The sequence below is a fragment of the Gluconobacter sphaericus genome, from assembly GCF_016757795.1.
Lineage (GTDB): Bacteria > Pseudomonadota > Alphaproteobacteria > Acetobacterales > Acetobacteraceae > Gluconobacter > Gluconobacter sphaericus.
The window spans coordinates 2,283,090-2,295,145 of sequence record NZ_CP068419.1 but is presented as its reverse complement, the minus strand read 5'-3'; the positions used below and the strand labels follow the sequence as shown (position 1 = coordinate 2,295,145).

12 protein-coding genes are annotated in these 12,056 nt (G+C 58.3%); 6 read left to right on the top strand and 6 right to left on the bottom strand.

Annotated features, from left to right (window positions below; genetic code table 11):
• Positions 1–5: 5 nt before the first annotated feature.
• Positions 6–752, top strand: a complete 747-nt coding sequence (locus IGS75_RS10880; protein WP_141350020.1) for an SDR family oxidoreductase — start codon at positions 6–8, stop codon at positions 750–752.
• A 1-nt stretch (position 753) separates the two neighbouring features.
• A complete protein-coding gene (locus IGS75_RS10875; protein WP_228123653.1) occupies positions 754–1,017 on the top strand; it encodes a hypothetical protein in 264 nt (87 codons plus the stop codon).
• Positions 1,018–1,066: 49 nt separating this feature from the next.
• Here IGS75_RS10875 and IGS75_RS10870 read toward each other — a convergent pair whose 3' ends face one another.
• Positions 1,067–1,957 (bottom strand): S-methyl-5'-thioadenosine phosphorylase, encoded by an 891-nt coding sequence (locus IGS75_RS10870; RefSeq protein WP_141350017.1) that lies wholly within the window; start codon positions 1,955–1,957, stop codon positions 1,067–1,069.
• Between the two features lie 274 nt (positions 1,958–2,231).
• Here IGS75_RS10870 and hemF point away from each other — a divergent pair, with 274 nt between their 5' ends.
• Positions 2,232–3,149 carry an oxygen-dependent coproporphyrinogen oxidase gene (hemF, locus tag IGS75_RS10865; protein WP_202256834.1) on the top strand — a complete coding sequence of 306 codons (918 nt, stop codon included), beginning with the start codon at positions 2,232–2,234 and terminating at the stop codon, positions 3,147–3,149.
• Positions 3,146–4,228 carry a hypothetical protein gene (locus IGS75_RS10860; protein ID WP_202256833.1) on the top strand — a complete coding sequence of 361 codons (1,083 nt, stop codon included), beginning with the start codon at positions 3,146–3,148 and terminating at the stop codon, positions 4,226–4,228. Before hemF ends, IGS75_RS10860 begins: the two co-directional genes overlap by 4 nt.
• 5 nt (positions 4,229–4,233) lie before the next feature.
• On the opposite strand, the gene IGS75_RS10855 is transcribed toward IGS75_RS10860, so the two are convergent.
• Entirely contained in the window at positions 4,234–4,797 is a 564-nt protein-coding gene (locus IGS75_RS10855) for a Smr/MutS family protein (RefSeq protein ID WP_237468768.1), read from the bottom strand.
• A gap of 161 nt (positions 4,798–4,958) precedes the next feature.
• On the opposite strand from IGS75_RS10855, the gene IGS75_RS10850 reads away from it, so the two are divergent.
• Positions 4,959–5,168 (top strand): hypothetical protein, encoded by a 210-nt coding sequence (locus tag IGS75_RS10850; RefSeq protein WP_202256832.1) that lies wholly within the window; start codon positions 4,959–4,961, stop codon positions 5,166–5,168.
• A 128-nt stretch (positions 5,169–5,296) separates the two neighbouring features.
• On the top strand, positions 5,297–6,484 hold the full coding sequence (locus IGS75_RS10845) for an alpha/beta hydrolase (RefSeq protein WP_202256831.1): 1,188 nt from the start codon (positions 5,297–5,299) through the stop codon (positions 6,482–6,484).
• A gap of 63 nt (positions 6,485–6,547) precedes the next feature.
• Here the strand turns inward: IGS75_RS10845 and IGS75_RS10840 are convergent, their stop codons facing one another.
• From IGS75_RS10840 to mltA, 4 genes are all read right to left on the bottom strand, one after another.
• A complete protein-coding gene (locus IGS75_RS10840; RefSeq protein WP_202256830.1) occupies positions 6,548–8,056 on the bottom strand; it encodes a glycosyltransferase family 61 protein in 1,509 nt (502 codons plus the stop codon).
• A gap of 468 nt (positions 8,057–8,524) precedes the next feature.
• On the bottom strand, positions 8,525–10,003 hold the full coding sequence (locus IGS75_RS10835) for a cytochrome-c peroxidase (protein WP_202256829.1): 1,479 nt from the start codon (positions 10,001–10,003) through the stop codon (positions 8,525–8,527).
• Between the two features lie 93 nt (positions 10,004–10,096).
• Complete coding sequence (locus IGS75_RS10830; protein WP_202256828.1) at positions 10,097–10,915, bottom strand: DNA-methyltransferase; 819 nt, start codon at positions 10,913–10,915, stop codon at positions 10,097–10,099.
• On the bottom strand, positions 10,912–12,054 hold the full coding sequence (gene mltA, locus IGS75_RS10825) for a murein transglycosylase A (protein WP_202256827.1): 1,143 nt from the start codon (positions 12,052–12,054) through the stop codon (positions 10,912–10,914). Before mltA ends, IGS75_RS10830 begins: the two co-directional genes overlap by 4 nt.
• Positions 12,055–12,056 lie beyond the last annotated feature (2 nt).

The window sequence follows — 12,056 nt, the reverse complement described above, 5'->3', positions numbered from 1 at the left end:
CAACCATGACCACGAACAACATCGCCGGAAAAGTCGTCCTCATCACGGGCGGCAGTTCCGGACTTGGCGAGGCCACGGCCCGTCATCTCGCAGCCCTGGGCGCAAAGGTGGCCATCTCCGCCCGTCGCCGTGACCGGCTGGACGAAATCGTCTCCGAACTCTCGGCACAGGGCCAGACCGCTCGCGCCTATACGCTCGATGTCACGAAACGCTCCGAAGTCGAAGAGACCGTCGCCGCTGTCACCCGTGATTTCGGCCGTCTGGACGTTCTGGTGAACAATGCCGGCCTCATGGCCATCGCCCCCATCCAGAAGCTGATGGTCGATGAATGGGACCGGATGATCGACATCAACATCAAGGGCGTGCTCTACGGCATTGCCGCTGCCCTGCCGGTGTTCGAAAGACAGAAATCCGGACACGTCATTAACCTGTCTTCCGTCGCTGGCCTGAAGGTCTTTGCTCCGGGTGGCACCGTCTATTCCGGCACGAAATTCGCCGTCCGTGCCATCAGCGAAGGCCTGCGACAGGAAGCAGGAAACACCTTCCGCGTCACCTCCATCGAGCCCGGCGCAGTCGAGAGTGAACTCAAGTCCGGAAGCGGTGACACAGACAGTCGCAAAACCGTGGAAGAGTTCTATAAGATGGCGATCCCGGCGGACTCAGTGGCTCGTGCCATCGCCTTCGCCATTTCACAGCCTGACGACGTGGACATCAATGAAATCGTCCTGCGCCCTACCAGACAGGAGTTCTAAGATGAGCAGCAATCCGCTCAAAGACGATCCGAAGCGCGACGCAGCAATCCGCCACGAAGCGCGCCTCCTGTGGGAAGCAGACGGAAAGCCGGCCTGCGGCCCCGAAGGCTACCTCGAAAAGGCCACCGACCTGATCGCCATCAAGGGCGTCCCACAGGGCACTCCGGTCAAGGACCTGCCGCCACCGGAGCTCGACGGTGTTGAAATCGACGATGCGCGTGCAGGCATCGACCTGAACGCAGATCCGAATCATAATTTCGACTGATCAATGATATCCGCCGCGCCCGCATCACGCAGGCGCGGCGTTCAGGGTTTTAGCCCTGCTTCAACACACGCCCTGCCACAGCATCGAGCTTTGCCACCAGCTTCGGATCACGCGCGGCAGGTGCCGTAATGATTGCATGATCCAGCGCCCGCTCGGCGCTCGCATCCACCGGCCGCTTCTTTCCAAGCACCGGAATAACTGCCTTCACCAGGCGACGCGCATTCTCCGCATTTCCCGTCATGACCTTCACAACAGCCTCAACCGTCACACTGTCATGGTCGCTGTGCCAGCAGTCGAAATCCGTAACCATGGCAACGGTCGCGTAGTTCATCTCCGCTTCCCGCGCGAGTTTGGCTTCCGGCATGTTCGTCATGCCCACGACCGAACAGCCCCAGGAACGGTACAACTCGCTCTCAGCCCGTGTAGAAAACTGCGGCCCTTCCATCACCAGATACGTTCCGCCCCGCGTTACCGGAATGCCGAGCGTCTCAGCCTCGCCCTGCACCACATCCAGCACACGCGCCGAAACGGGGTCCGCCATGCCGACATGCGCCACACAGCCCGTATCGAAAAAGCTCTTTTCCCGTGCGAAACTACGGTCGATGAACTGATCCACCAGCACAAAATGCCCCGGCGGCAGCTCTTCCTTGAGCGACCCTACAGCCGAAAGCGACAGAATATCCGTGACTCCGGCACGCTTGAGCGCGTCGATATTGGCGCGGAAGTTCAGGCGCGACGGCGGAATAGGATGTCCCCGCCCGTGACGCGGCAAAAACACACACTGCACGCCTTCAAACGTGCCGAACAGCAGTTCGTCCGACGGCTCGCCCCAGGGTGTTTCTACCCGGCGCCATTCCTTGTTCTCGAGTCCGTCAATGTCATACAGCCCCGAGCCACCGATCACACCGATGACGGGCTGGATTTCCTGTTCTGAAGACATGCCTGTTCCTGATTGCTGATTGAACTGCTCGCCCGTTCTGGACCACGAGACGGCCCAATACGCAACCCTTGGAACCCGCAGCCTGCGCCTGAGCATTCCAAGAGAAACTTTTTCACAAAACAGGCGCGTTTTTACGAAATGAAAACGTCTTTGCGCCATCGTCCCGCCACGGATCACCGGCAGGCATGCATCAGCCAACTGTTCGTCAGCGGCGCGATTTGCTAGGACACTGCGCGTAACAAAGTTTTGTCCTGTATAGACGGGGGAAGAAAAAATGGACCAGATCAGCCCCGGTTTCGCCGAAACCGTTCGTCCAGACGTACCTCACGACGCCCTCAAGCAGGACGCCCAAACCTGGTTCGAAACCCTCCGCGACCGTATCTGCGCGTCTTACGAAAAACTGGAAGACGAAGCCGCTGAAGGTGGTTCGCAGGTCCTCCGTGACCGCACAGCCCCGGGCCGTTTCGAACGCACCGCCTGGAGCCGCCCCGAAGGCGGCGCCGGCGTAATGTCCGTCATGCGTGGCCGCGTGTTCGAAAAAGTCGGAGTCAACGTCTCGACCGTCTGGGGCGAATTCTCTCCCGAATTCCGCAAGAACATTCCCGGCGCCGACGAAGACCCCCGCTTCTTCGCAACCGGTGTCTCCCTCGTCGCCCATCCCTGCAACCCGCATGTCAGTGCCGCGCATTTCAACACGCGCATGATCGTCACGACAAAAGGCTGGTTCGGCGGCGGCGGCGACATCACCCCGATGTTCCCCGACAGCGCAGAAGCCCAGGCGGACGCAGCCTATTTCCACAAGTCTTTCGAAGACGCCTGCAACCGCCACGACCCAGAGCATTATCCCCGCTTCAAGGAATGGTGTGACCGCTATTTCCACCTCTCCCACCGCAACGAACCGCGCGGCCTTGGCGGCATCTTCTACGACCAGTTCCACACCGGCGACGTCGATCTGGACTTCGCTTTCACCAAAGACGTCGGCATGGCCTTCCACGACGCCTATCCGACTATCGTCCGACGCCGCATGTTCACCCCCTGGACCGAAGCCGACCGTGACGCCCAGCTTATTCGCCGCGGCCGTTACGTCGAGTTCAACCTGCTACATGACCGCGGCACGTTGTTCGGTCTGAAAACGGGCGGCAACACCGAAGCCATCCTCATGAGCATGCCGCCGGAAGTCCGCTGGCCGTGAGACTGACCCGACGTGCAGCCCTGAAGGGGCTGGCGGCTCTGACTGGAGCCGCTTCCTCCACGCATATCCCCGCACGGGCCGGCACCCTGGCGGATGTCAAGCTCCTTCTGGGCGGCACGCTCGCCTCCACCCCAGGACAGTTTGCCGAACTCGCAAGCGGCCCCCTATCCCACGCCCTGGGGCTGGAGGCACCACTCGAACTAACACCCGACATCGGACAGGACGGCGTCCGTGCCGCCAACCTGTTCGACGCCAACAGCGCGCCTGACGGCAACACCGCCCTGGCCCTTCCCGGTGCCACACTGCTCGCGTCCCTGACAGGTGATTCCCGCGTCCATTACGATTTCGGTCGCTGGATCCCGGTCCTCGTGGCCTCCACCACAACCGTCGTCATCGCGCGCGCGGAACTGCACAAGACCCTGCGCAGCCGCCTGACAGGCTTTTTCCACGACCATCCGGTCCGCCTCGCGGTTTCGCATATCGACGGCCCGGAACTGAACGCCCTAATGGGGCTCTCCCTCCTCGGCCTGCGCCCCATTCCCGTGTCCGGCTATGTCGATTCATCGAACGCCCTGTCAGCCCTGCATGAGGGTACCGTCGACGCTGTTCAGATTTCCCCCTACACGCTCGACCGACCACTGGATGACGTCCTCGCCAACCTGCCAGAAGGCACAAGCGCGATCTATTACACCGGCGACCTGACCGACACGCATTCGACGACCATTCCCAATTTTCTGGAAGCCTATCAGCAGGCCCGACACCGAGCCCCCGAAGGGCCGTTCTATCATGCGTGGCAGGCCGTCTCCGCCGCCGCCGACACAGCCATGGCCATTGCTCTTCCCATGCTGACGCCACCCGAAATCGTCACGCAATGGAGCCATGCCTGCGCGGCCACCTCTGCTGATACGGGTGTACGCCGATGGGCCGATCTGCATCATTTCAAGCTGGCAACCGGCGAAAACGCTGCGCCGTTCCTGTCACGAACGGTTCCGGACCTGGGCGCCACCCTGGCCCTGCGCCGCTGGCTTGCCGTCAATATTCCGCGCTGGCGCGAAGGGCAGGAAACCCGCCACCTCTGACAGCTTCAGCGGCGGCGGGTTTTCAGCAAAATCCGGACCGACCCGTGATTGGCCTCATGGGGATGCACAACAGCCAGAACCATGGATCGCAGATCCCCCCGCTGGAGCCAGAGCGGGAGTTCACGGCGGATCAGCCCACTGGTCTGCCCACTCCCAAGCCCGGTTACAACCTCAACGCAGCGCCAGTTTCGCACCCGCGCACGCTGCATGAAATCATAAAGCCGCTCAAACGCTTCCTGCACGACATATCCATGCAAATCGAGCCGCGCATCCACCTTCATCTTCCCGCGTGACAGACGCTTCCAGCTCGTGTCATCCAACCCCGGAGCACGCACGCCAACAGATAACTCCACTGGTCGCGGCGCAGGTTTCACAGACGGCGCGGGCACAAACGACCGGCGCGTCACAACAGGCACAGACCGCGCAGCCTCAGGCATAGGCGCAGGCGGCTCGATCTTCGCCGCAGGCACTGCACGGCGCGGCGCACGCGGAGAACGCAACGGTTTGATGTCACGGACAACCATCCGCCACAACGTCGCCTCGTCCTCCCTCAAATCCCGCTTCGCCACACCACCCCCGCTTGCTGTCCAACCTGCCTCTCCCGACAGGGAATTCAGGTCCCGAGCATGTAACGGGTTCCGGTATCATTGAACAATGTTCTTTCAGGATTTCAGACCCTGCATCGCACTGATACGGTGAGTGTCAGGTTTCATTTCCGGAAGAGAAGACAATGAGCCATCTCACACAGGAAGAACGCAACGCCCTGCCCGACAGCGCCTTCGGCCTCCCCGAAAAACGTGCCTACCCGATCGACACCCGCGCCCGCGCCAGCAACGCCAAGGCGCGCGCCACACAGGAATACAAGCGCGGCCTCCTCACAATGGAGGAACGCGACCGGATCGACCAAGCCGCTGACCAGCGCCTTGCCCGGGACGACTGAGCCAAGACAGCCAATCCACCCTGAAACTCGTAAATTCACTTGACGTTCTAGGACATGCCGTCAGTCTCGCTCTCGTCCGATGTAACCTTCACCGGCTCCGTGAAGCGAGACTGACAAAAGGATTTCCCATGTCCCGGCCACTTCTGCGCAAGATCCTGCCTCTTCTTGCAAGCACGACCCTCTGCGTTTGTACTCTTGCTCCCGGCGCCCATGCCGCAACAGCAGCCCACAAGCCAGGCACCATCACGGCCTCAGCCCCTCTGGCCGCTGCCCTCAGCCTTCCGGACGCCGGACGCGCCCTGCGCATTACCTATCTCTCGACGAACGGCATCACCGATAAAGGTCTCGTGCCCGTCACCGCCGAAATCATCCTGCCCGCCGGACCGGCCCCGCAGGGCGGCTGGCCGATCGTTGCGTGGGCCCACGGCACCGTCGGCGTCGATGACAGCTGCGCCCCGTCGCTCAATCCTTACAGCGACCGCAACAGCGTCTATCTCTCCACATGGATGAAGCGCGGTTTCGCCATCGTTGCCACGGATTATCAGGGTCTCGGCACACCTGGCACCCACGCTTATCTAGATACCCGCGTCGAAGCCTACAGCGTGCTCGACAGTGTCCGCGCGGCACTCACCAACGTCCCGGATCTGAAAAACCAAATCATGATCGTCGGCCAGTCACAGGGGGGCGCTGCCGCCGTCGCCACGGCCGCCTATGCGCCAACCTACGCGCCTGAACTCAACATCCGCGGCACCGTTGCAACCGGTGCGCCTTATGTAACACCCGACCTCCTCGGAGGCCTTCTCAAGGCCGCTTCACAGCCCGACGCGGGCTACAGCCCACTAATCAATTACGTCCTCTATCTCGCCGCCGGACTGGAAGGACGCGATCCCCATTTCCGTCCGGAAGAAGCCTTCACAGCCAAGGCGCTGCCCGTCTATCGCAACGCCGCCCATGAATGCCTGACCTCCCTGTCCCAACAGGCAAAAGACGCAGGCCTGACCCTTCAGAACAGCCTGCAACCAACCTTCCTCAAGGCCATGAGCCCAGCTCTGAAAGCCATGACGTTCCCGACCCTCAAACTGGCCCAGCCCCTCTTCACCGGGACCGGAACCGACGACCGCGACGTGCCCCCCGCCCTTCAGCTGGGTCTGGTCAAAGCCGCCTGCGCCGCGGGCTCAACCGTACAGGCCCATATCTACAAGGGGCTGGACCACAGCCAGACGGTCAACGCCTCCCTGCCGGACTCCGCCGCCTTCACAACAGCCGTCATGACAGGCCAGCCAGTCACCCCGCAGTGCAATCCTGTTCCCCAATAAACCAAGGTAAATAAAGCCTCTCTTCAATCCCCGCAGGCGGCACGATTGTCAGAAGAGAAAACTCTACTGACAATCGGAGCTTTCAAACCGCTGAAGCGCATCCTCAAGAAAGGGCGCAATCGTCAGGCACCCAGCCACATCTCCCGTGTCAGAAAGATAAGACAAAGCTTCCAGAAGAACTTTCAGATCACCGGAGAAACCCGGATGTTCCACAGACTTCAGTCGGAACAGTTCCCAATCATTAACGTGGTCCGCATCGCAATGAAGATGTTTCTTTAATTCCGACGGAATTGCTTTCAGCCATTTCTTATTTACCGGATTTTGGAATCCGATACCGCTTTCTTCTTCGAATCTCAGATAGGAGATAACTCTCGTCTCGCTTAATTCTTTTTCAATGAAAAAGGGGGGCAAAGAAGGCTGATTTGCAAAAATAAATGACCTATTACCCACGGTGGCTACAAGAACGTCATAATCCCCGGATTCCTTCGCATCTCTCGAAAAAAGAATATTCTCATGGCCTACAAAGAAAATATTTCCTCTGTTTTTTCTCTCCAGAAATCCAATTCTCAATTTTTCTATTATTTTTTTCCAATACGCCTGTAACCCCGCAGCATTCACTAGAACTTCTGCAAGCGTGGAAGGATCTACTTTATCCTCACTGTATACATAGCGTATCTCGGCATCATGCGCCGCATCCATCAATTCGTATGAACGCGCAATCGGCCGCTCTTGCGGGCAGATGGCTATGCCTTTCGCCCCCCCCGCAAAGATCGATGTATGAAAAGCCGAACCAATAGGCCCTATGACAATATTGGCGTTAAATATCTTGATCTGATCGGCAACAGACAGGTCTTCAGGTCGAACAACTTTTACTCCACGTCCCGAAAGTTCGACACAGAGATCCTCTTCGTTACAGGGCAGCCGACTATCGTAGAGAGGGTTAGCCCTCGAGAGATACACCATCCCCTGGAAATCAAAACTGCTTTCCTGGACCGCCTTCAACGACAGCGCTTTCAGATATTTTGCATAGCCCGTGTAAACAAAACCATCTTCAGAAAAAGCCTGCCCCGGTATGGTAATGGAAGAAAATCTCAATGCTACACGAGGAATAATAATCTGTTCTTTTCGGACCCCCGCATAACGAAGCAGATCGACCATCCATGGTCTGGAAAAAATCTCTTCAACGGTCATGTCACTATGGAAAAGCACCAGCGTTTCCGGTGAGCATTCCCTTGAAAAATACCAGAGTGTGTTCAGACATTCCGTGATGAAATGGCCGTAATGGTCGCCAATACACCCCCCATACACAACAGGCCTGTCCTGGTAGGAGGCTGCCTCTCCCTTTTTCTGCGTCGTCAGAGCCTGTGTTTTCAATACAGGCGGATAACTTGAAAAAAGAGCATTTCCTAGGATCTGTCGGCCTGTTTCATCAAATAACCCAAAGTCCTTGTCCAAACCGCCCTCTCGTCGCGGCACGTACAGAACATTGCGTCGCTCAAAAGCTTCCGGAAAACCCTCTAAAACAGAACCGGAAATATCATATTTGATGCAATCCTTGATATAATCGCTCACATCATATCCTGTTCTGAAAATAGTTCTATTTCAAACCGATAGCGAAGCTGTTCTCCGCTGTCCATATCACTTATTAAAACCCACAAAGAAGTAACCAAACAATTTCATTCACAATAAAAACCACTTTATACAATCGTCATCCATATTAACGGTTCTGTATATACAAAAAAAATCCGGATGATTTGCCTTCCTCCGGATTTTTACCAGCACCACATTTACGTTTTTATTTTGATACGCACGAGGTATACCTGAGCCTAACGGGCCCCTCGGAAGCCCGGCCCAGCAGAACCTGCTACCGCCACGCCCCCGGTCTCCTGCCGCTTCCGCCCACATTCAACTGCTCTTGCGCGGCTCGTTGCCCCAAAACGCTCCGCTGACATCGTGCCATTCATCTCGTTCTGAATCAGGGTTATCCACAGATTCAGAACTCTCAGAAAAATGTAACTGTAGTACTAAAATCCTAAAACGTCAGTTCGGGGCATTAGAACCCGACATAGGAGCCTGCAATGGCTGGTCAGCCGACACATCCTTCAGCGGAACGCCCTCATACTTACCCGTCAGCGTCTTGAGGAACGCCACGATATCCGTGACATCCTGATCAGCAATGTCATGATCCGGCGTTTCATAACGTGCCATCTCCCGCACGACCTGCTCCAGCGTAGTTGCCGAGCCATCATGCAGCCAAGGCCCCGTCAGCTCGACATTGCGCAGATTTGGAACCTTGAAGCGCTCACGGTCAATTTCCTTATGCGTCACAGCCACACGGCCTTCATCAGCATCCGTCAGCTTCGTATGACGGTTCTCAAAATACGGCCCTTCCAAACCAAGGATCTCATAGGCGTCGCCCCCCACGGCAATACCGCTATGGCAGCCAGAACAGCCGATTTCCTTGAACCGCTCATAGCCGCGCTTTTCCTGTGCCGTAATCGCCTTCGCATCGCCCTTCAGATACAGGTCAAAACGACTGTCGGGCGTAATCAGCGTCTTTTCGTACTCCGCAATAGCTGCCGTAATCGTGTTCTTGTCGATCACATCAGAGCCAAAAGCTGCTTCAAACTGCCCGGTATAGGCAGGCGTGCTGCGAACGTGTTCGGCCACCGTCGCCCAGTCATGCGAACCCATTTCGAGCGGATTCATGACCGGACCAGCCGCCTGCTCCGCCAGATCCTTCGCGCGACCGTTCCAGAACTGCGCCATGCTGAACACAGAATTATAGACACTAGGCACATTGATCGGCCCCTTCTGGCCCCCAATGCCCGTTGCCGTCGTTAGATTGTCCACGCCGCCCTTGTTCAGACCATGGCAGCTCGCACAGTTGAGCGTGCCATCACCGGACAGCCCCTTGTCGAAGAACAGTGCACGGCCAAGCTCGGCCTTCTTCCAATCCACGTTCACGCTCTCAGGGATCGGCTGGATCGGCTCACCACGGAACTGGGCCGCCACACCCGGCGTCGCATAGTAACGCTCACGCTGTTCACGCACCCAGTTCAGAATGTCCGCGCGCTGTTTCTCGTTCAGATGCGCATGCGGATGCATCAGCAGATAGGCCGCCGGCGGCATCCGGTTCTGAGTGATGACTTCCTCAATACGGGAAAGCTGCTCAACCGAAGGCGGCTTGCCCTGCTGCAATGCAGCCAGCACCGGCGCATATTCGAAATGGCGCTGCCCCTGCACCAGATCGCGCTTCATAATCTGATTGGCCAGCGGCAGGCTGAAATAGAACGGCAGGTTCGCATTCTGCGTATGGCAGTAATCGCAGCGCACTTCGCGCAGAGCCGTGAACGCCGCCATGGCCGTCGGGTCCTGTCGCGTCGGGCTGCTGGCAGGAAGCTGCGGTGCTCCAGCATGATCGAAGTGCTCAAGATAAGTGACAGTCCCGCCCCAGGCGACAACGCCCAGCGCCACCAGACCGGCAATTCCCTTTATAATCGTGCTGGAACGCACCATTTTTCTCCTCATACTCACGGTGTCGTGACAATGTGGAAAAATGGCATTGCAAGTCAAAGTGATTGAACCTGTCAGAAAAACAGGTGCTGTCGATTAATCCTCGTCCTCATGATCGATCGCAGCCCGCACCCGCTTGCGCGCCACGTTCACATAAGACGTATCGGTATCAATCCCGATCCCCACACAGCCCATCCGTTCCGCCGCCACCAGCGTCGTGCCCGATCCCATGAACGGATCCAGCAGCACCCCACCCGGCCGCAGCCCATGCAACCGGATGCAGGCTTCGGGAAGTGCCACCGGAAACGTTCCCGGATGGCTGAACTTCTCTTTACGGCTGCGCACCGTCTCATAAGGAATAAACCAGGTATCACCCCGGCACCGCCGGTCCGTGATGTGCTGCCGCCGCACGATATTGCTCTTGTCCGTAAACGGCACACCCGCATCCAGCCGCTGCACCGGCACGGTCCCCGTCTTGGTCAGATGGAACACATGCTCATGATTGCGGTTGACGAAGCGCGCCGAATTCAGCGGCTTAAAATGCCCGTAAGTAATCTCACCCACCGAAATCGACTTGATCCAGGTGATGTGGTTCTGAAGCACGAACAGCTTGCGCAGCCGCGTCATCAGCTCGAACGGCAGCCAAGGCTGGGACGACGATCCCGCAATATTCAAAAAGAACGACCCGTCATCCTTCATCACCCGGCACAAACTGGTGCAGACATCCTCCAACCAGTCCAGATATGCATCCTCGGGCAGCCTGTCCTGATACGTCCGGTACGACACCCCCAGATTATACGGCGGCGACGTCACCACGACATCCACGCTCTGCGACGGCATTCGCTTGAGAACCGTCGTGCAGTCCCCCCGGATCAGCGTATGAACACCGAGCTTCTCCCGGCGACTGCGGATCATTGCGCTGCAGAATCCGAAGGCGGTCGCGGAAGGAAGATCATCATCCGGCCAGGAGCATGCAGGTTCCCCGCCACGGACTGTGCGGTCGCCCCCCAGCCCGTGAACAGATCAGCCCGTCCGGCACCCTTGATGTCCGTCCCAATATCCTGCGCAAATACCAGATGATCCCAGGTCACCGGCTGACCCGTCCCATAAGGCAGCTTCGTCTCGACCCACAGCGGCATCGCAAACGGCACTATGGACCGATCGACCGCCACGGAACGTCCAGCCGTCAGCGGCATCCCGAACGCTCCCTTCGGCCCTTGAGCCAGATTGCCGTCATCACGACGGAAAAACACATAATTCGGATTGCGCTCCATAACGGACATCATCCGGTCCGGATGCGCCTCCAGCCAGTTCCGGATGCTGTCCATGCTGACACCATCCGCCGGCAGTTCCCCGTCCTGCACCAGAACACGCCCGAGCGGCACATAAGCCTGCCCGTTGCGACCGTCATAGCTCACACGCACCTGCCCGCCATCCGGCAGGATGAGGCGTCCCGAACCCTGAATCTGAAGGAAAAACAGATCTACCGGACTTTTCAGCCAGGCGATCTCAAGCCCTTGCCCCGCCAGTGCTCCGCCATCAATCGCGGCACGGTCATAATACGGCGCAAACTGCCCGTTAACCCAGCGTCCGCTGACCATCTGCCCATTGGTCGCCTTCGCCCGGACCAGATCACGCGGACGCCCGTAAACCGGCGTCTGATACGCACCATCCCGTGTCAGGGAAGCCTGGATCTGGGGTTCAAAATACCCCGTATAGAACGCCTCCGTCCCCACCTCGTAAGGCTGGAACCACGTCTCCAGATAAGTCCGTGCATCCGAAGCCGTCGCCAGCGCCGCACAGGCATTGCTCCAGTCGGCAGCATGACGCCCATAGGTTATGGCCTCGCTCCCGCCGAGCAGCGTCTCGGGTGGCAATTGCGACAGACGATGACACTCATCCCGCAATAGTGGCATCAGGGAGGTGAAATCCTCCTGCTCCCATCCGGCAAGCGAATCATATCCAACAGGAGAGAGCGAAAGCGACGACGGCGCATTCTGGGGCGTGCATCCACACAGCGCGCCAAGCGTCAGCAGAGTCAGCAGTTTTTTCATAG

Excerpts from the sequence above, each read along its gene's own strand:
- IGS75_RS10870 (WP_141350017.1), bottom strand. The coding sequence starts at position 1,957 with ATGTCTTCAGAACAGGAAATCCAGCCCGTCATCGGTGTGATCGGTGGC.
- mltA (WP_202256827.1), bottom strand. The coding sequence starts at position 12,054 with ATGAAAAAACTGCTGACTCTGCTGACGCTTGGCGCGCTGTGTGGATGC.
- hemF (WP_202256834.1), top strand. The coding sequence starts at position 2,232 with ATGGACCAGATCAGCCCCGGTTTCGCCGAAACCGTTCGTCCAGACGTA.
- IGS75_RS10830 (WP_202256828.1), bottom strand. The coding sequence starts at position 10,915 with ATGATCCGCAGTCGCCGGGAGAAGCTCGGTGTTCATACGCTGATCCGG.
- IGS75_RS10835 (WP_202256829.1), bottom strand. The coding sequence starts at position 10,003 with ATGGTGCGTTCCAGCACGATTATAAAGGGAATTGCCGGTCTGGTGGCG.
- IGS75_RS10875 (WP_228123653.1), top strand. The coding sequence starts at position 754 with ATGAGCAGCAATCCGCTCAAAGACGATCCGAAGCGCGACGCAGCAATC.
- IGS75_RS10850 (WP_202256832.1), top strand. The coding sequence starts at position 4,959 with ATGAGCCATCTCACACAGGAAGAACGCAACGCCCTGCCCGACAGCGCC.
- IGS75_RS10845 (WP_202256831.1), top strand. The coding sequence starts at position 5,297 with ATGTCCCGGCCACTTCTGCGCAAGATCCTGCCTCTTCTTGCAAGCACG.
- IGS75_RS10880 (WP_141350020.1), top strand. The coding sequence starts at position 6 with ATGACCACGAACAACATCGCCGGAAAAGTCGTCCTCATCACGGGCGGC.